At 71.1% G+C, this 21,493-nt stretch carries 18 protein-coding genes and 1 pseudogene; 6 read left to right on the top strand and 13 right to left on the bottom strand.

The window, feature by feature from the left end:
- Position 1 precedes the first annotated feature (1 nt).
- Complete coding sequence (gene argC, locus F4553_RS32690; protein ID WP_184843994.1) at positions 2-1,012, bottom strand: N-acetyl-gamma-glutamyl-phosphate reductase; 1,011 nt, start codon at positions 1,010-1,012, stop codon at positions 2-4.
- Positions 1,013-1,147: 135 nt separating this feature from the next.
- Between argC and F4553_RS32685 the strand changes: the two genes are divergently transcribed.
- Positions 1,148-2,326, top strand: coding sequence for an AAA family ATPase (locus F4553_RS32685; RefSeq protein ID WP_184843990.1), 1,179 nt, complete (start codon positions 1,148-1,150; stop codon positions 2,324-2,326).
- A gap of 41 nt (positions 2,327-2,367) precedes the next feature.
- On the opposite strand, the gene F4553_RS32680 is transcribed toward F4553_RS32685, so the two are convergent.
- Entirely contained in the window at positions 2,368-2,919 is a 552-nt protein-coding gene (locus tag F4553_RS32680; protein WP_184843987.1) for a DUF1942 domain-containing protein, read from the bottom strand.
- 171 nt (positions 2,920-3,090) lie between these two features.
- Between F4553_RS32680 and F4553_RS32675 the strand changes: the two genes are divergently transcribed.
- The gene (locus tag F4553_RS32675) at positions 3,091-5,103 is read left to right on the top strand and encodes an APC family permease (RefSeq protein WP_376776325.1); all 2,013 of its coding nucleotides are present in this window, start codon (positions 3,091-3,093) and stop codon (positions 5,101-5,103) included.
- Here F4553_RS32675 and F4553_RS32670 read toward each other — a convergent pair.
- Positions 5,100-6,593 (bottom strand): serine/threonine-protein kinase, encoded by a 1,494-nt coding sequence (locus F4553_RS32670; protein WP_184843981.1) that lies wholly within the window; start codon positions 6,591-6,593, stop codon positions 5,100-5,102. The two genes, F4553_RS32675 and F4553_RS32670, sit on opposite strands and share 4 nt — an antisense overlap.
- Positions 6,594-6,755: 162 nt before the next feature.
- Here F4553_RS32670 and F4553_RS32665 point away from each other — a divergent pair, with 162 nt between their 5' ends.
- Together F4553_RS32665 and F4553_RS32660 are read left to right on the top strand one after the other, a co-directional pair.
- Positions 6,756-7,598 (top strand): septum formation family protein, encoded by an 843-nt coding sequence (locus tag F4553_RS32665; protein ID WP_184843978.1) that lies wholly within the window; start codon positions 6,756-6,758, stop codon positions 7,596-7,598.
- Positions 7,599-7,643: 45 nt separating this feature from the next.
- Positions 7,644-8,078 carry an SRPBCC family protein gene (locus tag F4553_RS32660; RefSeq protein WP_184843976.1) on the top strand — a complete coding sequence of 145 codons (435 nt, stop codon included), beginning with the start codon at positions 7,644-7,646 and terminating at the stop codon, positions 8,076-8,078.
- Here the strand turns inward: F4553_RS32660 and F4553_RS32655 are convergent.
- The 10 genes and pseudogenes from F4553_RS32655 to F4553_RS32610 all read right to left on the bottom strand — a co-directional run bounded on the left by F4553_RS32655 (position 8,066) and on the right by F4553_RS32610 (position 18,146).
- Positions 8,066-8,929 (bottom strand): oxygenase MpaB family protein, encoded by an 864-nt coding sequence (locus tag F4553_RS32655; RefSeq protein ID WP_184843973.1) that lies wholly within the window; start codon positions 8,927-8,929, stop codon positions 8,066-8,068. The genes F4553_RS32660 and F4553_RS32655 overlap by 13 nt on opposite strands.
- 21 nt (positions 8,930-8,950) lie before the next feature.
- A complete protein-coding gene (locus F4553_RS32650; RefSeq protein ID WP_184843971.1) occupies positions 8,951-9,886 on the bottom strand; it encodes a S41 family peptidase in 936 nt (311 codons plus the stop codon).
- A gap of 681 nt (positions 9,887-10,567) precedes the next feature.
- Positions 10,568-13,061, bottom strand: a pseudogene (pheT, locus tag F4553_RS32645) (phenylalanine--tRNA ligase subunit beta).
- A 1-nt stretch (position 13,062) separates the two neighbouring features.
- Positions 13,063-14,148 (bottom strand): phenylalanine--tRNA ligase subunit alpha, encoded by a 1,086-nt coding sequence (gene pheS, locus F4553_RS32640; RefSeq protein ID WP_184843968.1) that lies wholly within the window; start codon positions 14,146-14,148, stop codon positions 13,063-13,065.
- Positions 14,149-14,282: 134 nt separating this feature from the next.
- The gene (locus F4553_RS32635) at positions 14,283-15,092 is read right to left on the bottom strand and encodes a TrmH family RNA methyltransferase (protein WP_184843965.1); all 810 of its coding nucleotides are present in this window, start codon (positions 15,090-15,092) and stop codon (positions 14,283-14,285) included.
- Between the two features lie 4 nt (positions 15,093-15,096).
- Positions 15,097-15,468 (bottom strand): 50S ribosomal protein L20, encoded by a 372-nt coding sequence (gene rplT, locus F4553_RS32630; protein WP_184843962.1) that lies wholly within the window; start codon positions 15,466-15,468, stop codon positions 15,097-15,099.
- A gap of 34 nt (positions 15,469-15,502) precedes the next feature.
- On the bottom strand, positions 15,503-15,697 hold the full coding sequence (rpmI, locus tag F4553_RS32625; RefSeq protein WP_184843959.1) for a 50S ribosomal protein L35: 195 nt from the start codon (positions 15,695-15,697) through the stop codon (positions 15,503-15,505).
- Between the two features lie 41 nt (positions 15,698-15,738).
- A complete protein-coding gene (gene infC / locus F4553_RS32620; protein ID WP_184847196.1) occupies positions 15,739-16,332 on the bottom strand; it encodes a translation initiation factor IF-3 in 594 nt (197 codons plus the stop codon).
- Positions 16,333-16,657: 325 nt separating this feature from the next.
- Positions 16,658-17,128 carry a PH domain-containing protein gene (locus tag F4553_RS32615; RefSeq protein ID WP_312875475.1) on the bottom strand — a complete coding sequence of 157 codons (471 nt, stop codon included), beginning with the start codon at positions 17,126-17,128 and terminating at the stop codon, positions 16,658-16,660.
- Between the two features lie 34 nt (positions 17,129-17,162).
- The gene (locus F4553_RS32610) at positions 17,163-18,146 is read right to left on the bottom strand and encodes a hypothetical protein (RefSeq protein ID WP_184843954.1); all 984 of its coding nucleotides are present in this window, start codon (positions 18,144-18,146) and stop codon (positions 17,163-17,165) included.
- A 228-nt stretch (positions 18,147-18,374) separates the two neighbouring features.
- Between F4553_RS32610 and F4553_RS32605 the strand changes: the two genes are divergently transcribed.
- Both F4553_RS32605 and F4553_RS32600 read left to right on the top strand, forming a co-directional pair.
- Positions 18,375-21,050 carry a hypothetical protein gene (locus tag F4553_RS32605; protein ID WP_184843952.1) on the top strand — a complete coding sequence of 892 codons (2,676 nt, stop codon included), beginning with the start codon at positions 18,375-18,377 and terminating at the stop codon, positions 21,048-21,050.
- Entirely contained in the window at positions 21,047-21,451 is a 405-nt protein-coding gene (locus tag F4553_RS32600) for a hypothetical protein (RefSeq protein WP_184843949.1), read from the top strand. Before F4553_RS32605 ends, F4553_RS32600 begins: the two co-directional genes overlap by 4 nt.
- The last annotated feature ends 42 nt before the right edge of the window (positions 21,452-21,493 follow it).

Below are 21,493 nucleotides of genomic sequence, written 5' to 3'. Positions count from 1 at the left end.
GTTACCTCACTCCGTGGACGGGCAGGCCGGTGGTCTCGGGCAGGCCGAGCATGAGGTTGGCGCACTGGACGGCCTGGCCGGCCGCGCCCTTGCCGAGGTTGTCGATGGCGCTCACCACGATCACGCGACCGCTGTCGATGTCGACGGCCGTCTGCAGGTGGGCCGAGTTGGAGCCGAAGGTCGCCGCGGTGTGCGGCCACTGGCCCTCGGCGAGCACGTGCACGAACGGGCTGTCGGCGTATGCGTCGGCGAGCACGGCGCGCACGACGTTGGCGGTGATGTCGGCGTTGGCGGGGCGGCCGGTGACGGTGGCGAGGATGCCGCGCGGCATCGGCGCCAGCACCGGGGTGAAGGAGATCGAAGCCGCTCCGGTCGCCTGCTTGATCTCCGCGACGTGCTGGTGCGCACCCACCTTGTAGGGGGTGAGGTCGCCCATCACCTCGGCGCCGAGCAGGTGCGCCTTGGGTGCCTTGCCCGCGCCGGAGGTGCCGGAGGCGGCGACGACGACCACGTCCTCGGCCTCGATCAGCCCGGCGGCGACGAGCGGTGCCAGCGCGAGGATCGTGGCGACGGCGTAGCAGCCGGTCGCGGCGACCCGGTCGCTCGCGGCGACCCGCAGCCGCTGGCCGGGCAGCTCGGGCAGGCCGTATGTCCAGGTCCCGGCGTGCTCGCCGCCGTAATACCTCCCCCACTGGGCCGGGTCGATCAGCCGGAAGTCCGCGCCGAGATCGACGATCTTGACGGTGTCGGGGAGCTGCGCGGCGATCGCCGCCGACTCGCCGTGGGGCAGGGCCAGGAAGACCAGGTCCGTCTCGGCGAGGGCCGCCGGGTCCGTCGCGCCGAGCACCAGGTCCAACCCCGCAAGATGGGGGTGTACGCCGGCGACGGGCCGACCCGCCTGCGAGTGTGCCGTGGCCAGCACGAGGTCGAGGTCGGGGTGCCCGGCGAGCAGGCGCAGCAGTTCGCCGCCGGCGTAGCCGCTCGCGCCCACCACCGCTGTCCGAATACCCATCGTTCCCGTCCCTTCGCAAGTCTATGCAGTGGCGAGCATACCTAAGCGTCGTATCGTCATGCAACTCCTCAGGTTTTCATTCATCTCGCGTTGTTCGGGCGTTACCGACCCCGTCGCTGCCGCTACGCTCGGGCGGTGATCACCGCGCTCGCCGTCGAGAACTACCGATCGCTGCGCCGCCTGATCGTCCCGCTCGGCCGGCTCAACATCGTCACCGGCGCCAACGGCAGCGGGAAATCCAGCCTCTACCGGGCGCTGCGCCTGCTCGCCGACTCCTCCCGCAACGGCGCCATCGCGGCACTCGCCCAGGAGGGCGGCCTCCCGTCGGCGCTGTGGGCCGGGCCGGAGAAGCTCGGCCGCTCCGTCCGGGAGGGGCGCCACCCCGTCCAGGGCACCGTCAGCACCGGACCGGCCCGGCTGCTGCTCGGCTTCGCCGGGGACGAGTTCGGCTACGCCGTCGACCTGGGCATGCCCGTCGGCACCCACTCCGCCTTCAACCTCGACCCGGAGATCAAACGCGAGGTGATCTGGACCGGCCCGATCCTGCGCCCGGCGACACTGCTCACCGAGCGGGGCGGCACGGTGGTGCGGATCCGCTCCGCCGACGGCTCCTGGCAGGAGAAGCACTCCTTCGTCCAGCCCTTCGACAGCATGCTCAGCGAGCTCGCCGACCCGCAGCGGGCACCCGACATCCTGCGGGTGCGCGAGGCGCTGCGGTCGTGGCGCTTCTACGACCACGTCCGCACCGACGCCCGGGCGCCCGCGCGATCGGCGCAGATCGGCACGCGTACCCCCGTGTTGAGCCATGACGGCTCGGACGTCGCGGCGGCGCTGCAGACGATCCTGGAGATCGGCGACCGCGCGGCGCTGGAGGCCGCCGTGGAGCGCGCCTTCCCCGGCAGCGAGGTCGAGATCCGCAACTCCGACGGCCGCTTCGAGCTGACGCTGCACCAGCACGGCCTGCTCCGGCCGCTGCGCGCACCCGAGCTCTCCGACGGCACGCTGCGCTACCTGCTCTGGATCGCGGCGCTGCTCACCCCGCGCCCGCCCGCGCTGCTCGTGCTCAACGAACCCGAGACGAGCCTGCACCCGGAGCTGCTGCGCCCGCTCGCCGAGCTGGTCATCACCGCCGCCCGGCACACCCAGGTCGTCGTCGTGACGCACTCGCGCCCGTTCGCGGCGGCGCTGGAGCAGAGCGCGGCGGCGAACGGCACCGACGCGCACCTGATCGAGCTGGTCAAGGAGTTCGGCCAGACCACCGTCGCCGACCAGGGCATCCTCGACGAACCCCCGTGGCAGTGGCCCAAACGCTGAGCGCCCTCAGGACCGACTCTTGACGAGTTGCGGCGATCTTGTCAGGACTGCCAGCGGCCGCGGACGTCGTTGGTCCAGTCGGGGCGGAGCTGGATCGTCGCGGACTTCGCCGCCGCTGCCGGCACGTCGAAGACGACCAGTCCGGCGACCTTCTCGCCGGTGTTGAGGGTGACCGACTGCATCGCCTCGTCGAAACCGATCGGCCAGACCGGCTCGAAGAGGGATCCGTCGGCGGCGACGAGCGCGAAGTCGCACGAGCACGCGTGGGTCTTGCCCCGGACCACCTTCATCTCGACCTTCACCACGGCGAAGACGCCCTTCGCGGGCTTGACCCAGGCGGCGTCGACCGCCGACGAACGCGTGGTCAGGCTGAAGACCGTCACCGCCACCCGGTTGTCGCCGAGACCGCCGCTGAGCGTGATGGTCTGGCCGAGCTTCGCGACCGGCGCCGCCGCGGCGGAGACGGCGGCCGCCGACGGGCCGTCGCTCACGGTCGAGCGCTCCGGTTTGATGCCGCAGGCCAGGGACATCACCAGCGCCGCGACGACGGCCGCACCGGTCACCGCACGGGAGGAAGCCACACCAGGCGTCACCGCCACAGCGTAGGCCGCCGAACCGCATCCGGCATCCGCGTCATCTCGCCAAGATCGCCGCAACTCTTGAAAAGTTGCGGCGATCAAGGGGTGACCTGCGTCGATCCGCCTACCCGGTAGCGGCGGGGCTTGCGTGGGTATGGCAGGTTGGTGCCCCGTCGCCCCGCGATCATGCAAGCGCCACCCCGCCACCGCCCGGAAGGACCGGCCATGAGCACCTCGGCCACGCAAGCACCCGCCACAGAGCCGGAACCGGCCCCGCACCGGGCCGGCGGGCTCGGCGGCTGGCTGCTGCGGCACCGCGTCGAGCCGGTGACCGGCCCGGGCGTACGCGAGACCGCCGAACACCAGCACCCCTGGTGGAAGGTGATGTGCCTCGCCGGCGTCGACTACTTCAGCACGCTGAGCTACCTGCCCGGCATCGCGCTGCTCGCCGCCGGGGCACTCGCACCTCTCGCCACGCTGCTCATCGTCGTGCTGACCCTCTTCGGCATGCTGCCGATGTACCGCAGGGTCGCCGCCGAGAGCCCGCACGGGCAGGGCTCGGTGGCGATGCTGGAGAAGGCGCTGCCGTTCTGGCGGGGCAAGTTCTTCGTCCTCGGCCTGCTCGGCTTCGTCGCCACCTCCTGGATCATCACGATCACCCTGTCGTCGGCGGACGCGACCGCGCACATCGCCGAGAACCCGTTCACCCCGGACGTCATCGGCGAGCACCCGGTCCTCGTCACGCTGGTGCTGCTCGCGATCCTGGGCGCGGTCTTCCTCGCCGGGTTCAGCGAGGCGGTCGGTGTGGCGATCCCGCTGGTGGCGGCGTACCTGCTGCTCAACGCCGTGGTCGCGGGCTACGGGCTGGTCTACGCCTTCGGCCACCCCGATCTGCTGGACCGCTGGCAGACCGCGCTGCTGCACGGGCAGGGCGACATCTGGTCGGTGCTGTGGACGGCGGTGCTGGCGTTCCCGCTGCTGGTGCTGGGGTTGTCCGGCTTCGAGACCGGGGTCAGCATGATGCCGCTGATCAAGGCGAGCGGCGCGACGACGGAGGCACGGCAGCGGCACCGGGTGCTCAACACCCGCAGGATGCTCACCGTGGCGGCCGTGGTGATGAGCGTCTACCTGCTCGCTACCTCGTTCGTGGCGGCGGTGCTCGTACCCCCGCAGGAATTCGAACCCGGTGGCGCGGCCAACGGCCGGGCCCTCGCCTATGTGGCCCACGAGCTGCTCGGCACGGCTTTCGGCACCGTCTATGACCTGAGCTCGATCCTGATCCTGTGGTTCGCGGGCGCCTCGGCGATGGCGGGCCTCATCAACATCGTCCCCCGGTACCTCCCCGGCTACGGCATGGCGCCGGAGTGGGGCCGCGCGATCCGGCCGATGGTGCTGATCTTCACGGGGATCACGTTCCTGATCACGATCATCTTCAGGGCCGACGTGGACGCGCAGGCCGGGGCCTATGCCACCGGCATCCTCGCGATGATGGTCTCCGCCGCCGTCGCGGTGACCCTCGCCGCCCGACGCGACCGCAAGACCTTCGCCACGATCGGCTTCGGCGTCGTCGCCGCGATCTTCGTCTACGCACTGCTCGCCAACGTCATCGAGAAGCCGGACGGAATCGCGATCTCGGCCGCCTTCATCGCGGGCATCGTGGTCGCGTCGCTCACCTCCCGGGTGCTGCGCTCCACCGAGCTGCGCGCCGAGGAGATCACCTTCGACAAGGCGGCCCTGCGCTTCATCTCCGAGGCGCAGCTGCGCGGCGAGCTGCACATCATCGCCAACAAGCGGCAGGCCGGCGACGCGCTGGAGTACAGGGCGAAGGAGCGCGAGCAGCGCGGCTTCAACCCGATCCCGGCCGACGCCCCGGTGCTCTTCCTCGAGGTCACCGTCGACGACCCGTCGGACTTCACCGACACCCTGGAGGTACGCGGTGTCAGCGTCTCCGGACACCAGGTGCTGCGGGTTTCCAGCCCGGCCGTCCCCAACGCGCTCGCGGCGATCCTGCTCTGCGTCCGGGACTCCACGGGGCTGCGCCCGCACAGCTACTTCCAGTGGACCGAGGGGAACCCGGCCGCGCACCTGCTGCGCTACCTGCTGCTGGGGCAGGGCGACACCGCCCCGGTGACCCGGGAGATCCTGCGGACGGCCGAGCGGGACCTGGAGCGGCGGCCGGCCGTACACGTCGGGGGTTAGGGCTTGCCCTTCGGCCCTTTCGGTCCCTTGGGCCCCTTCGGACCCTTCGGCTCATCGTCATCGTCATCGTTGCCGGTGTTGCGGGCGGCGGCGGTCGCCGACGGGGCGCTGACGACGCTCTGGCAGGTCTGCCCGTCGAGGGCGAAGCTCCGAGGCGGGCCCGCCGCCGTCCGGTAGTCGCCGACGAGGCGCAGCGACACCGGGCGAGTGCCGTCGAGCGCGGTGGGCGCGGAGACCGCCACCTGGCGGTCCTGCTGGCTGAAGCGGGCCGGAGCCTGCCCGGTGAGGCGCTGGTCGCCGCCGAGCAGGAAGGTGAGGCGCCACTGCGAGGCGGGCCTGGCCCGGTTGGACTGGATCGTCATGCTCGCGCCGAAGCGGCGGCCCGCCTCGACCCGCTGGACATAGGTGACCACGCAGGCGTCGAGGCTCCGGTCCGGCGGACCGCTCTGCGCCGTCGCGGCCGCGGTCGAGCGGGTGAGCGCCCAGCCGACCGCACCCGCGACGACGACCGCTGCGGCCGTCCCGGCCAGCACCGCGGTGCTGGTCCGGCGCCGGTTCACCGGCACGGTCGCCTGCGCCCCGGTGGTCTCGCCCAGCCTGCCGGTCGAGATCTGCAGCACCTGGGTGTGGCCGTCGATGTCCGCGTCGACGGCCGCACCCGGCATCGTGACGGCGGGCGCGCCGAGCCGCGCGGCGAGTTCGGCGCTGGTCGGCCGGTCCTCGGGCCGCTTCGCCAGGCACCGCAGGCACAGCTCGGCGATCTCCGGCGGCAGGCCGTCGATCGGGGGCAGGTCGGCCGGCGGCCGGTAGAGATGGTCGCGCAGGCGCTGCGTCTCGGTCCCCGGCGCCCACGGCAGCTCCCCGGTGAGGCAGCGGAAGAGCAGCACTCCCACGGCGTAGACGTCGGCGGCGGGCGCGACGTCCTCGCCCGCGATCCGCTCCGGCGAGACGAAGTCCGCCGTCCCCATCAGCTCGTCGCCGCCGTCGGACGCCCCGGTCACCGCGGAGATGCCGAAGTCCAGGATGCGTACGCCGTCCGGCGCCAGCATCACGTTGGCCGAGGAGATGTCGCGGTGCACGATGCCCCGCGCATGAGCAGCGGCGAGGCCGGCACTGACCTGGGCGGCGATCGCCACCGCCGTGGGCCAGGGCAGCCCGGCCGGCTGCTCGGCGAGCACCGCCGCGAGGGTCACCCCGTCGATCAGTTCCATCACGACGTAGGGCCGGATCCCCTCGGCGGTCTGCTCCTCGCCGTAGTCGTAGACGCTGGTGATGTGCGGATGGGACAGGCCCGCGGCGGCCCGTGCCTCGACGCGGAGCAGCCGCAGGAAGCGCTCCTGGGAGGCGAGGGCGGGCGAGACGACCTTGACCGCGACCCGGCGGTGCAGCACCTCGTCATAGGCGCGCCAGACGACGGCCATGCCGCCGGCGCCGAGCCGTTCGACGAGCCGGAAGCGTCCGCCCAGCAGGATCGGGTCGTGGTCATTCATTCCGACCGACATACCCGCTCGTCGCGGACCGAAACCTCGGCCGTGGTCCGCGTCGATACCGAGGCGACGTGAACGCTGCTCGCGGTTTAGACTCCCTGCGCACTGGGACCTTGGGAGGACACGGGGATGCGCCGCAAGCTCGGTATTGGCATGATCATTTTAATGGGTTCACTCGCCGCCTGCACGTCCGGGCCGCCCGCCGGGACCGACGGCGACCTGGCCGACAACTGGGGCAGCCTGCCGCCGGCCGTCGCCTACCTGCCGACGGCCGGCACCTGTGACAGCTCGACCCCCGGTCCGGTGGCCGCGATCTGGAACGCCCACCCCGTCGCCTGCACCGGTGAGCACAACGGCGAGACCGTCTATGTCAGCCAGCTCTCGGGTGCCGTCGCGAGCCTCCCCGTCCCGCCGAAGGCCGACAACCCGGGCCTCCTCCCGGCCTGGCGCGACTGCGACCGCGAGGCGACGACGTTCGTCGGCCGGCCCTGGTCCGACGCCCGGCTCGAGCTCTACCTGGTGCTCCCCACCGAGAACGCGTGGAAGAGCGGCTCGCACTGGTTCCGCTGCGACCTCAACGAGGTCAAGGATGTCGACGACTACCTCCCGACCTCCCGCACCGGCAGCCTGCAGGCCCCGCTGGACCCGAAGCTGCTCATCGGCTGCCTCCAGACGACCTCCGACAAGAACGACCTGATCGTCAAGGAGGTCGTGGTCGCCTGCACCGCGAAGCACAACGCGGAGTACGTCGGCTCGATCTGGTCCACCCTCGCGGCCTACCCCACGAAGGACACGCAGTTCCGGCCGCTCTTCAACGCCTGCTACTCCAAGATCGACGCGTACGTGGGCATGAAGAACACCCGTACCGGCACCTTCATCGCCCGGGCCGCCTCCGACGACCAGTGGAAGGCCGGTTACCGGGTCGTCCGGTGCTACCTGTGGCTCGACAAGAAGACCATGTCGAAGTCGGCCAAGGGCACCAAGGGCAAGGGCGTCCCCACCTTCTGATCTTCGAACCGCGGCGGCGGGGTGATCCTGATCTAGGGTGTCGGTGTGAGCAGACGACAGATCTCCGAGACCAGGATCATCCCCGCCCCCGCGGCCCAGATCTTCGAACTGCTCGCCGATCCCGCGAAGCATCCGACCATCGACGGGTCCGGCACCGTCGTCGCCGCCCGCGGATCGCAGCGGCGGCTGGCGTTGGGGATGAAGTTCGGCATGGACATGAAGATCGGTGCCAAATACAAGATCCTCAACACCGTGGTGGAGTTCGAGGAGGGCACCCTCATCGCCTGGCGCCACTTCAACGGCCACCGCTGGCGCTGGCGGCTCACGCCCGTCGACGACGGCCACACCGAGGTCACCGAGACCTTCGACTGGAGCACGGCGAAGTACCCCCTGGTGATCAGCCTCAGCACCTTCCCGCGCCGCAACCGTGCCGCGATCACCAGGACCCTGGACCGGCTCGCTGCGCTCTACACCGCCTGAACGGCGCCGAGGCGGGCGACCCGCTCCATCGCCGCGGTGTAGATCGGCCCCTCCAGGTAACGCCGCGGCACCGCGCCGAGCGCCAGCCGCAGCCCGCGAGCCGAGAGCTGCGCGGAGACCTCCGCCGACCGCAGCCCCAGCCCGCCGTAGAGCCGCCGCGCCCACGACGGCAGCAGCCCCAGCGCCGTGCCCGCCAGCCCGAAATAGGCCCACCGGGGCGGCCCCAGCTCCAGCCCGAGCCGCAGCGCCGGACCGACCTTCCACGGCATCGGCGGCGCGGTGAGGAAGAGCGCCGTCTCGGCCGCCTCCTTCGTCATCCGCAGCTGCGGCAGGATCTCCCGGTAGTAGTCGGCGACCTCCGCCGCCGAGCCCGGCACCGAGCCCGGCTCCAGCCCGACCAGGGCCGCGCTGCGCCGCTGCTCGTCGTAGTAGGCGTCGACGTCCGCGTCGCTCAGCGGCACACCCGCCCGCTTGGCGGTGCTGATGAACGACTCCACCTCCGCCACGTGCACCCAGCGCAGCAGCTCCGGCTCGTCGATGCGGAACTCCTCGCCGGTCAGCGGGTCGGTGGCGCGCAGCCGCGCGTGCAGGGTGCGCAGGCGCCGCCCGGCGGCCTCCGCCTGCGCCGTCGTGCCGAAGACGACGGTGCCGACGTAGGTCGCCGTGCGGAACAGCCGGCCCCACGGGTCGTTGCGGTAGTCGGTGTTCTGCGCGACACCCGCCATCGCCCGGGGATGCAGTGCCTGCAGGTAGAGCGAGCGCAGGCCCGCGAGGAGCAGGATCGGCTCGCGGTGCACGGCCCAGGTCACCGAGCCGGGCCCGAAGAGCCCCAGATCATCGTCGCGGTCCATGCCCTCCAGCCTGCCACGGATTCAGTTCAGCGCGGCCCGCGCTTCGTCCAGCACGAGTTCGCCCGTCACGGTCGAAACCACATGCTTCAACGCCAATTGGTACGCCACGTCGAACGCCCCCTCGGCGTCGACATCGATGTCGGGCGTCACCCCGGTGCCCTCCCAGTTGGTCCCGGTCACCGGATTGATCGACCGCGCCACCGGCACCGTGATCTCCAGCGTCGGCGTGATCGGGAAGGCATCCGTCGGGTGCGCCCCGCCGCGCGTCGTCCGGCCGATCAGGGTCGCCCGCCCCTGCGCCTGCAGGTTATAGCAGAGCTCCTCCCCGGCGGAGAAGGTGAATTCGCTGGTCAGCACATAGACGGGCCGGTCCAGGTAGCGCGAGCCGGGCAGGAAGGCGAGCGTCCAGAACTGCTTGGTGATCCCGGTCTGCGGCTCGAAGATGCTGTTCAGGTGGGTTTCGGCGTCGGGGAAGAAGTAACTGCACCAGAAGGCCACGCCGTCCGGATCGCCGCCGCGGTTCTTCCGCAGGTCGATGATGAGTGCGTCGGTCTGCGACACCAGCTCCATCGCGGCCGCGATCGCCTTGCCGCCCAGCGACGGATCGGGAACCCCGCGCAGGTCGAGGTACCCGACGTTGCCGTCGAGCCGCTCCACCCGCGCGATGCGGTAATTGGTGACGCGCAGGTACTCCTGCCAGGCCGCATCCGCGTCGGCCTCGCTCATCGAGTCGTGCAGGGCGGCGTCGCGGACGCGTACCCGCAGGTGCTTGTCGGCGCAGACCTCGAAGAGCTGTGCGGTGAGGCGCTCGCCGAGCTCCGCCTCGCCGAGCCCGTCGTAGTCACCGGCGGCTTGACGTTCCCGGATGATTCCGGCGGCTTTGGCCGCTGCGTCGGGGAAGACGTATTTGCTGGTCAGCAGGGATAGCGCTGACTCGATGAGGGCTGAGTTGGTCATGCTGGGGGACGCTAGCCGTTGCTCTCTCATGATCACTACTGGATTGTTGTTGGGTGGTTTTGGGGGCTGGGTGACCCACTCTGGGCGGTCAGGCTTGATCCCGACGTGGGTCACCCAGCCCCCAAAACCCGGGGTGCGCAAGGTCAGCTTGACGGCCGGACTGATTACGTCGGGTTCCCTGAATCAGACGTGATCACCGCGCTCGATCACGTCTGGTTCCCCGAATCAGACGTGATCTCCACGACCGGGCGAGCGCCCCCGCGATGATCACACCGTTTTCCCCAAAGAAGGTGTGATCAACGTCCATGATCAGGCCTTCTTTGGGGAAAACGGTGTGATCACCACGCGCGAGCGGGCCAACACTCCATGATCAGCGTGTGCGAGATCCGCAGCGTGCGAAGCCCTCGTCACGCTTTGCAGCAAAACGTGGCCTCGCACAGAGAAATAAGCCCGCTTTGCTGCAAAACGTGACGCGCAGCCGGGACAGCGAAGATCAACCCAGACGCCAGACTCAAGCTCCCGCCTCGTCGTCGCGCTCTTCCAACCCCGACGCACCCGTCACGCTTTGCAGCAAACCGTGGCCTCGCAGCGCAAAACAGCCACGCTTTGCAGCAAAGCGTGGCTGGGAACGGACCGAGAAAGGGGTGGGCGGGCTGGGGGTTGGCCAGCCCACCCACGTCGTTACGCGCCGCGCAGGGTGGCGCCGAAACGGGACGCCGCCACCGCCACCGCCGAGTCGCGGGCCGCGACGGCTTCCTCGACCTTCAACGTACGGTCGGGGGCACGGAAGGTCAGCTTGTAGGCGAGGGACTTCACGCCGTCGCCGAGCTGCGCACCCTCGTAGATGTCGAAGAGGCGCACCGACTCCAGCAGCGGACCGGCACCCGACCGCAGCGCCTCCTCCACCTCGGCCGCCGCCGTCGCCGAGGGCAGAACCAGGGCCACGTCGATCAGGGCGGGCGGGAAGTTGGAGAACACCGGCGGCGGGGTGACACCCGGCAGCGGCACCGCGTCGAGGTTGAGCTCCATCGCACCGGCCCCGCTTCGGCAGGTCCCACTCGGCGCAGACGACGGGGTGCAGCTCGCCGGCCCACCCGACGATGTGCCCTGAGACCGCGACCGCCGCGCACCGGCCGGGGTGGAACGGAGCCTCGGCCGCCGGAGCGACCGTGATCTCCGTCGCCGCGACACCGGCGGCGAGCAGGACCGTCCGCGCGGCCTCGACCGCGTCGGACCAGTCGGCGGCGCGGCCGGGGCCCCACCAGCCGGCCGGTTCGAGCGGCGAGCCCGCGAGCACCGCGGCGACGTGCCACGGCTGGATCGGGACCGACTCGTTGGCGAGCGCCCACTCCGAGTCCGACGGCCGGTCGTGCACCTTGAGCTGCGGCGGCGGACCGGCGTCGACGGCGTGGAAGACGAGGCCCTGCTCGAAGAGGGCGATGTCGCGCTGGCCCCGGCCGAGGTTGCGCTTGAGCGCCCCGAGCAGCGGCGGCAGGAGGCTGGTCCGCATCAGCGGCTCCTCCTCCGAGATCGGGTTGGCGAGGCGCACCGCGTTGTCGGGCAGGCCGAGCGAGGCGAGCGCCGATCCCGCGACGAACGGGTAGGAGATCACCTCGACGTACCCCTGCTCGGCGAGCGCGCGGCCGACGGAGCGCTTGCGGCGCTGCGACGCGGTGAGCCCGTTGCCGGGAGGCGCGACCGGCAGCACGCTCGGCACCTGGTCGACCCCGGCGAGCCGGACGACCTCCTCGACGAGGTCGGCGGGGCGCAGCAGGTCGGGCCGCCAGCTCGGCGGGATGACCCGGAGCTCGTCGCCCTCGACATGCACGACGCAGCCGACCTCGGTGAGCAGCGAGCGCACCTGCTCGGTGCTGTAGTCGACGCCGATCAGCCGGGTGGGCCGACCCGCGTCCATCGTGATCGTGGTGCCGGGCAGCGGGTAGTCGTGGTCGAGCACCTCGTCGCCCGCGACCGCGGCGTCGCCGCCGAAGCGCAGCAGCAGCGCGACGGCGCGCTCGATCGCGACGAGGGTGAGCTCGCGGTCGACGCCGCGTTCCCAGCGCTTCGCCGCCTCGCTGAAGAGCTTGTGGCGACGCGCCGTCCGCCCGACCATCGTGGCGTCCCAGTGCGCGGCCTCGAAGAGCACGCTGGTGGTGGTGCCGGGGACGACCTCGGAGACCTCGCCGCCCATGACCGCGGCGAGCGAGATCGGTCCGGTGTCGTCGCAGATCACCATGTCCTCGGGCGAGAGCACCCGGGCCACACCGTCCAGTGTGGTGAGTCGCTCCCCCGCGACCGCGCGGCGCACCACGAGGCCGCCGCTGATCCGGTCGGCGTCGAAGGCGTGCATCGGCTGGCCGAGCTCGAGCATGATGTAGTTGGTGATGTCGACGGCGAGATCGATCGAGCGCACCCCGGCCGTGACCAGGCGCTTCTGCAGCCACACCGGCGTCGGCGCCGACGGGTCGACCCCGCGCACGAGCCGGGCGGAGAAGCGGTCGCACCCGGCCTGGTCCACGATGGTCACGTCCCAGGCGGGCGCGATCGTCCCGGCGGCCGACATGGTGAGCGCCGGGTCGGTGAAGGCGACGCCGAAGGACTGCGCCAGCTCGCGGGCGAGCCCGCGCACCGACATCTGGTAGCCCCGGTCCGGGGTGATCTCGACCTCGATGATCGTCTCGTCGAGGCCGACGACGGGCCGCGCGTCGTCGCCCGGAACCGCGGTGACGACAGCGGGGTCGAGCACGATGATGCCCTCGTGCTCATCGCTGAGGGCCAGCTCGCGAGCCGAGCAGATCATGCCGTGCGAGTTGCGGCCGTAGGTCTTGCGCGCGCCGATGGCGAACCCGCCCGGCAGCACCCCGCCGGGCAGGATCACCACGACGAGGTCGCCGACGGCGAAGTTGCTGGCGCCGCAGACGATCTCCTGCGGCTCGCCGGTGCCGTTGGCGGCACCGACGTCGACCGTGCAGAAGCGGATCGGCTTCTTGAACTCGGTGAGCTCCTCGATCGTGAGCACCTTGCCGACGACGAGCTCGCCCTGCACCGTGGTCCGCTGGTCCACGATGGACTCGACCTCGATGCCGAGGTTGGTCAGGGCGAGGTCGAGCTCGGCGGCGGTGACGCCGTCGGGCAGGGCCGCGAATTCCCGCAGCCAGGAGAGTCCTACCCGCATCTCAGTGCACCTCCATGCCGAATGCGCGGGTGAACCGCACGTCGCCCTCGATCATTTCCCGCATGTCCGACAGGCCGTTGCGGAACATCAGCGTCCGCTCGACGCCCATGCCGAAGGCGAAGCCCGAGTATTCCTCCGGGTCGATCCCGCACGCGCGCAGCACGTTGGGGTCGACCATGCCGCAGCCGCCCCACTCGACCCACTGCGGTCCGTCGCGGTGCGCCTCGAACCACACGTCGAACTCGGCCGACGGCTCGGTGAAGGGGAAGTAGTGCGGGCGCCACCGGGTCCGGGCGGTCGGCCCGAACATGTTGCGGGCGAAGTGGTCCAGGGTGCCCTTGAGGTGGGCCATCGTGATGCCCTTGTCGACGACGAGCCCCTCGAACTGGTGGAAGACCGGCGAGTGCGTCGCGTCGAGCTCATCGGTGCGGTAGACCCGGCCCGGCACGATGACATAGATCGGCGGCTGCCGCAGCAGCATCGTGCGCGCCTGCACCGGCGAGGTGTGCGTCCGCAGCACCAGGCCGGACTCGGTGGCACCGGCCTCGGCCGCGGCGATCCAGAAGGTGTCCATCAGGCCGCGCGCGGGGTGGTCGGCGGGGATGTTGAGCGCGTCGAAGTTGGCCCACTCCAGCTCCACCTCGGGGCCCTCGGCGATCTCGTAGCCCATGCCGACGAAGAGGTCGCCCACCCGCTCCATCAGGGTGGTGAGCGGGTGCCGCGCGCCGCGCGGACGCCGCCCACCAGGCAGGGTCACATCGACCCGCTCCTCGTGCAGGACGCGTTCGGCCTGCTCGGCGGCGAGGATCTCCTGCCGTGCGGCGAGCGCCTCGCTGATCGCGGTGCGGGCGGCGTTGACACGCTGGCCCGCGTCGGCCTTCGCGGCCGGCGGCAGCGAACCGATCTCGCGTCGGGCCAGCGACACCGCGGCCCGATCGCCGAGGTGCTGCGACTTGAGCGGGGCCAGGGCGTCGAGATCGGTGGCTCCGTCGAATGCCTTGCGCGCCTCCGCTACTGCCTCGTCCAGGGCGGACGGGTCCAGCGCGGCGGCCTGCTTGGGATCGTATGGATCAGTGCGAAAGGTCATGGGATCTCCAGATGCGGCAACCGGGTCAGTCTACGGACGGGGCGTCATGCGGCTTGGCCGCGGCCCACCGGCGCGAAAGGAGGCTGGAGAGGAAGGTGCGTCAGCTCAGCCGCCCGCCGACACCGGCGGGCTGGCTAAAGAGGAGAACGCTGCGCACGAGCTGAAGCGTACAGGCAAACGGCCGCTGCCGCAGCCAGGTTCAGGCTCTCCGCCCGCCCGTGGATCGGCACCCGCACGCCCAGTTCGGCCCGGTCCAGCACCGGCGCGGCCAGGCCGTGGGCCTCCGAACCGAAGAGCCAGGCGGTGGGTACGCCGAGGCGCCCCGCATCGAGCAGCGCGTCCAGGTCGTGCTCCGCGTAACCGCTGGTGGCCAGCGTCAGGAGCCCGGCCGCGCGCAGCTCGTCGAGCAGCTCGACGGGGTCCGGCACCCGCACCACGTCGACGTGGAAGAGGCTCCCGGCACTCGCCCGGACGCACTTGCCGTTATAGGGGTCGACGGCGGCACCGGCGAAGACGACCACCTCGGCACCGGCGGCGTCGGCGGTCCGCAGGATCGTGCCCGCGTTGCCCGGATCGTTGATCTCGACGGCGACCGCGACCAGCCTCGGCTCGCGGGCGAGCGCAGTGCGCAGCGGCACGTCGAGGGTGTCGCAGACCGCCACCACACCCTGCGGGTGGACGGTCTCGGCGAGCGCCGACATCGCGTCATCCGTGACGATCGACACCGGCGGACCGGAGTCGGCATAGTCGGCGTGGCGGTCGGCGGTGACGAAGATCTCGCGTACCGACCCGTGGGTCAACGCCGACGCGACCGCGGGCGGCCCCTCGGCGAGGAACCGGCCGACCTGCTCGCGGTCCTTGCGTTTCTGCAGCTTGATAGCAGCAACAACCCGGGGGGTCCGCCGGGTGAACGGCGGATCGACCCCGGGTTGTTGACTGGACAACTGCTCAGGCGGCCTGGTGCGTGGCGACGGCGGCCTTGGCGGCCTCGACCAGCGCGGCGAACGCCGTGGGCTCGTTGACCGCGAGCTCGGCGAGGATCTTGCGGTCCACCTCGATCTCGGCCAGCTTCAGACCCTGGATGAGCCGGTTGTAGGTCATGCCGTTGGCGCGGGCAGCCGCGTTGATGCGCTGGATCCAGAGCTGCCGGAAGTCGCCCTTGCGGTCACGACGGTCCCGGTAGGCATACTGCATCGAGTGCAGCATCTGCTCCTTGGCCTTGCGGTACAGGCGCGAGCGCTGGCCGCGGTAACCGGCTGCGCTCTCCAGGACGGTGCGGCGCTTCTTCTGGGCGTTTACTGCCCGCTTGACGCGTGCCATCTCGTTCGGTCTCCTCTATTGGGTGGCTGCCGCGTCAGCGGCCGAGCAGCTTCTTGATGCGCTTGATCTCGGTCTTGGCGACCTCGACCGTGCCCGTCAGGCGGCGGGTGCGGCGGGAAGTCTTCCCCTCCAGCAGGTGGCGCTTGCCAGCCTGCTCGGAGATCCACTTGCCGCTGCCGGTCTGCTTGACCCGCTTGCCCATGCCGGTGTGGCTCTTCATCTTCGGCATTACGAAGTTTCTCCCCTGAATTGGTAATCGTGCCGTGCGGCTTACGCCTCGGGCACGACCTCGTCGGTCACATCAGCCACGGTCTCATCGACGTCGCCGCCCTCGTAGCCGTCCTCATCACCCTTGGTGGGCTTGAGCACGGGCTTGCGAGTGGGAGCAAGCACCATGATCATGTTGCGGCCGTCCTGCTTCGGCGCGGACTCCACCACGCCCAGCTCCGCGACCTCGTCGCTGAGCCTGGTCAGCAGCCGGTAACCCAGCTCCGGACGGCTCTGCTCGCGACCGCGGAACATGATGGTCACCTTGACCTTGTCGCCCTGCTTCAGGAACCGCACCACGTGACCCTTCTTGGTCGCATAGTCGTGCGGATCGATCTTCGGCCGGAGCTTCATTTCCTTGATGACCGTCTGCTGCTGGTTACGCCGAGCTTCCCTGGCCTTGAGCGCGCTCTCGTACTTGAACTTGCCGAAGTCCATGAGCTTGCAGACTGGCGGGCGTGCCATCGGCGCAACCTCGACCAGATCCAGATCGACATCTGCGGCCAACTGCAGGGCGCGCTCCAGCGGGACGATGCCCACCTGCTCACCCTCAGGACCGACCAGTCGGACCTCACGTGCCCGGATCTGCTCGTTGATGCGTGGTTCGACGCTGATGTGGCCTCCTCGATAGTGTCCGTGTCGACCGTGGGCGTGGGACCCGGAAAGCAGAAGGCCCAGGATCTGCACCGCTAGGGTGGCAGCCTGGGCCCGCTCGACCGGTCAAACGCTACGCACACGGCGCACGTCCCACAGCATGGCCGCGAAGCCGTGAAGTGGGCGACCGGACCCACGCCGCCCGCGGGCGGATGGGTGGGAGCAGGCGCTCCGCTTAGTCTGACCACCCGGCTCCTGCGAGCGGGCGGTCGGTCGACGCCGCTACTTTACCAGCTGGTCATCAGCTGCCGCGAATCGGGACGTGCGCTCAGCCCTCGACCGGCACAGGTTGTGCCGCCGCGTGCAGCGCCCGCAGCCCCTGGATCGCGACGACCGCGTGCATCTTGTCCGCCGCCTGCACCGCGAGGAGCGAGACGGTGTCGTCGTTGACCAGCTCCAGGCTGGCCCACGGGTGACCCCGGTCGAAGCGGATCTCCCGCACCACCGACCAGGGGAACAGGGTGTCGCTGAACACGTTTCGCACGGTGATCCCGTGGCTGTCGGCCCGCACCCGGGGCCGGGTGAAGGCGAGCGCGACGAGGGCGCCGCAGATGCCGAGCCCCACCATCGCCGCCTGGTCGCCCGGGCGGAAGACCGCCGCGCCGTCCTCGCCGGTCGACCCGGTCAGGGCGGTGCCGACGGCGGTGAAGACCGCCAGGATCGCGGCGGCGGCGATCCAGGCCACGACGCGTACGCGATGGGGGCGTGCCTCGACGACCTCTGCTGCTGTCTGCGTCACGCCCGCCATTGTGCCTCAACGGCGAGACGGCGGCTCAGGCTCCCAGCCACAGCTCCCGCCTCTGGCCCACCGTCGCGATCTCGTCCATCCGGTCGAGCCGGGCCAGCCAGGTCGCGTGCTCCTCCACCACGGCCAGCCAGGCGACGTCGCCGGCCGATGCAGCGGCGAGGGATCGGACGGGTGCGGTCGGCACCTCGACCGGTCGGTCCACGCTGCGCCACTCACCCCTACCCGCGTGGGCCGACGGCGCGTCGACCGAGATCAGGTGGCCGGCCGGCGTACCGGCGATGATGGTCGGTCCGGCGGCGAGCTGAACGATCGCGGCGGCGGCGAGATCGACCGGCGACTCCACGACCACCCAGGCCGAGAGATCGTCGATCATGAGGTTCCAATGTGACAGCAGGACCCGCCCGCGATCGGTCAGCACCATCAGCCACGCCGACCGGTCGGTCGCGAGCGCCACGTCCAGGCTGCGCAGGCGCTCGCCGCGCTCGCACAGCCCGGCGAGGTCGGACACCGTCACCTCGGGCTGCCACTGGCGGATCACGCCCCGCCGCAGGGTCCGCCGATCGCTGGTCCACACGAGATCGAGGGTGACGCCGTCGGCGTCGAGCGCGACGAGCGGGTACCGCGGCTGGTCAGTGCCGACCGCGGGGACGATCGTCCGGGGCTCGTCGAGGGCGAGACCGGCGGCTCCGCCCGGCGTGCGGGTCATTCCCACGGCGCGGACCCCGCCCGTGTCCGACCAGGCGATGGTGCCCCGCGACGGCCCGATGGCCAGGGCCAGGTCCCGCGAGCCCGCCGCCTGCGGGGAGGCGATGCGGTGCCAGGCCTCGCGACCGGTCTGGCCGAGCCCGATCCCCGGCAGCGCCACGTAGAGCGCCGACGGGGTCACCAGTCCGACCGTGGGGCGGCCGTCCGACCAGACCCCGAGGCGGACAGCGGTCGGACGGCCGGGCGCCGCAACCGGTGGGTCGGCGAGGCCCGTGTCCGATGGGCGATCGTCTTCCGTCGTCATTCTGGGCTGTCACCCGGTCCTTCGTCCGTACATAGTGTCCGATAGAGCCAGAATTCCATGCGGTGTACGAGTCGCGTACCGCTTGATCGGATGCCAATCGTCACGCACCATCCGATACCACCATCCTCTCAGACGTAGACGTTCATCCATCCGGATGCTGTCCGACAGAACCACCATGAGGTTGGCTAGCGGGTAGCTAACCGAGCACTGACAGTGAAGGGGCACTGAATGTCGAGCGAGTGGTGTCGTGCCTGCGGCAATGCGAATGCCGGTGATCCCTGCAGCCGATGCGCAACCCCGCTCACCCGCCCCGACCCGGGCAGCCCGCGGATCGGCCGCGTCGTCAACATCGGCGGCCGGCTGCTCACCAAGTACGCCATCGCCATCGGCGACGCGGGCGGGACGGTCTCGGTGCTGGTCAAGCCCGACACCATCACCCCGATCCCGGTCGCGCAGTTCGACGCCTACACCGCCGCGCCGGTCCCCGGTCCCGCGGTCATCGGCGCGGCCGGTCGGCTGTGGATCGCGAGCAGCGCCCGCAAGGCCGACACCGTCAAGGGCAAGTGGCCGGTCGAGCCGGTCGAGGCGGCGGCCGCGACGTTCGCGGTGGCGAGCCTCGGCGCCCGCCGCGCCGCGGCCCTCGACTCGTTGATGCTCGGCTCCGCCGGCTGGCTCGATCACCTGCAGCTCACGGCATCCGAGGCGGCGTGGTACAGGGCGTGGTCCGCCTCGTCCAAGGACGACCTCGCCACGATGCTCACCTTCCTGGAGAAGCTGCCCCCCACCGGCTACGCCGCCCGCATCCCGCTGCTGCAGCGCCACGCGGCGAAGCTGCTGGCGAGCCCGGCGCACACCGCCTCGGCCCGGCGGGTCGCGGAGCCCCTCGTCGACCTCGACCCGGACGCGCAGGCGATGCACGCCGCGTTCGCCCCGGCACCGGTGGCGACCGTCATCGACCTCGCCAACTCCTATGCCCAGCGGCTCACCGACCTCGGCTCGCCGCTGCCCACGGGATCGCTGGTGGCGCTGCCAGCCGCCATCAGGAACGGCGAGCGGCTGCCGATCCCGTCGCCGACCCAGACGGCGGCGCTCCGCACGCTCGACGCGTACGTGGCGGGGATGGCGGGCAGCTCCCTGGACGGGACTCCCGACGCCATCGCCACGCTGCCGATCCCGCTGCTCGACGAGCTCATCGCCCGCAAGGCGCTGACGCGGATCGCCCAGGGCCCCGCGCCGTGGCTGGCGCCGGTGACGGCGTATTTGCGCAGCCGCCTGCATCCCGGCACCGCCGACCTGGCCGAACTGCAGGAGGTGGGTTTCGTCGCGGAGCTCGCCCGCCGCTACTTCTACACCTCCGACGACGAGCGGCTCGCCGCCCTGCCCGCCGATGACCCGGCGGTGGCGCACTACCGGGCGCTGCGCGAATACCGGCTCTCGGGCACGCTCGGCGACGGGCTGCGCGCCCCCGCCCGGCACGTCCTGGCGATGGTCGAGGTGATCCGGCAGGGCGGCAGCGAGGCGAGCCGGCAGGCGCCCGCCGAGGTGGCCGCGGACGCGTCCTGCTGGCCGCTGATCCGCGAGCTCGCCTACCGGGGCGAGGTCACGATCAGCGACGAGGTCCGCCGGGGCCACCCGGAGTTCGGTGCCTGGCTCGACCTGTGCACGATGCAGCGCAGGGTCTTCGAGGCCCGCTGGTCCGACGTGATCACGACCGGCCGCCAGCTCGCCGCGACGTCGAACCTGGAGACGCTGCAGGACGAGGCGCTGAACATGGTGGCGTTCGCGCAGTGGCAGCTGGGACGGCCGAGCGAGGCGCTGCGCGTCCTCAACGAGGCGCTCACCGGACGGTTCACCGCCGGGCTCGTCGTCAACGCCGCCCTGGTCGCGGGCGAGCAGAGCTGCCGCCCGGCCTTTCCCTACCTGGCGCAGGCGATGCGGCTGTCGACCGACCCCCGCGTACGCCAGGGGGCGGTCTCCCGGGCGATCACCGTGTGGCTCGAGGACTCCGAGGCACAGGACTACCCCGACGCGCTCGCCGAGATCGTGCGGGAGGCCCTCGCCACCCCGCAGGCCGACGACGACTTCCACAACAGCATCCTCACCATCAGCGCCATTCACGATCGGCAGTGGCTCGCGGGCGCCGCACCGGCCGCCGCGAACGCCGGGCAGGCCGCCGCGATCCGCTACTTCATCCTCCGCTCGCGCGCCACGTCGGACTCGCACCAGGAGACCTTCATCGACGTGGCGACGATGCTGGTCGGCCTCTGCCGGATGAATCCCCGACCGTCCTGGGTGGACCGTGAGCGGACCTGGCTCACCGAGATGCTGATGGACGCGGTGCACGTGCCCTTCGGCGAGGCGGCCGGGCTGGTCGGCGTCATCGAGGCCTTCACCGCCGGCGGCGTGCTGCCGCTCGAGGACGAGCTGATCCTGCTGATGCAGGCGGGAACCCACGTCGCCGTCCGGATCAGCGACGACGAGGGCGAGCTGGCGACCGAGGCCGAGCAGCGGCTGGTCTTCGCACCGCTGCGGAAATTCCGGGAGCGCCGGGGCGAGCTGCCCGACGGGCTCCGCGAGGCGGTCGCCCTGGAGCTGGGCCGCTGCGCCGTCGTCGCGGCGATCGCCTTCGTCGTCACCACCGAGCGGGCGTGGGACCTCTTCGGCGAGACCTGGGAGCAGCTCATCCAGCGGGAGCGGTGGGATGTCCAGAACCGCTACGCGATCGTCATGCAGGAGAAGCGGATCCTCGACGTGTTCGACACCTACGTGGCCCGCTGCCGGGGCTACCTGAACGCCATGGCCGGTCTGCCGCTCAGCGAGGCCAGCACCGAACAGCGCGACCTGATCGTGTCCAGTGTCGACAGGTGGGCCGCCGAGTCCGCCCGACTGCGCTCTCTCCTGTGAGGACAATCGTGGCCCAGCGCAATCCGTATGTCATCCTCGGCATCCCGTTCGGGTCCTCCCGCGAGGAGGCCAACATCGCCTTCGCCCGCAAGGCCCGGGTCCTCCGCCGGCTCGGTGCCGAGGGACGCGCGCAGATGACCGACCTCACCTGGGCGCTGAACCAGGTGGACGAGGGGATCCGGCTGCCCGAGGCGGAGATGGGCATCTACCGGATCCCCGCCGACCCGTCGGCCTTCACCATCACCGGCGCGGGCGCACTGTCGCCGCTGCCCGAGTTCCTGCCGCCCCGGCCCGGCGACACGCAGGGCGCCCTCGACGCGCTGCGTGCCGACGCGGCACACGACTACCTGCGCTTCCTCGTCGTGCACCGGGCGAGCCAGCTGTCACCGCCCCCGGTGTAGTACACACCTTTCATCGACACACATCGCGAAGAACTAGGGAGG

It is taken from the genome of Allocatelliglobosispora scoriae (assembly GCF_014204945.1).
Classification (GTDB): Bacteria; Actinomycetota; Actinomycetes; order Mycobacteriales; family Micromonosporaceae; genus Allocatelliglobosispora; species Allocatelliglobosispora scoriae.
Note: the sequence above shows the minus strand (reverse complement) of the source record. Positions and strands in the feature narration are given on the sequence as shown.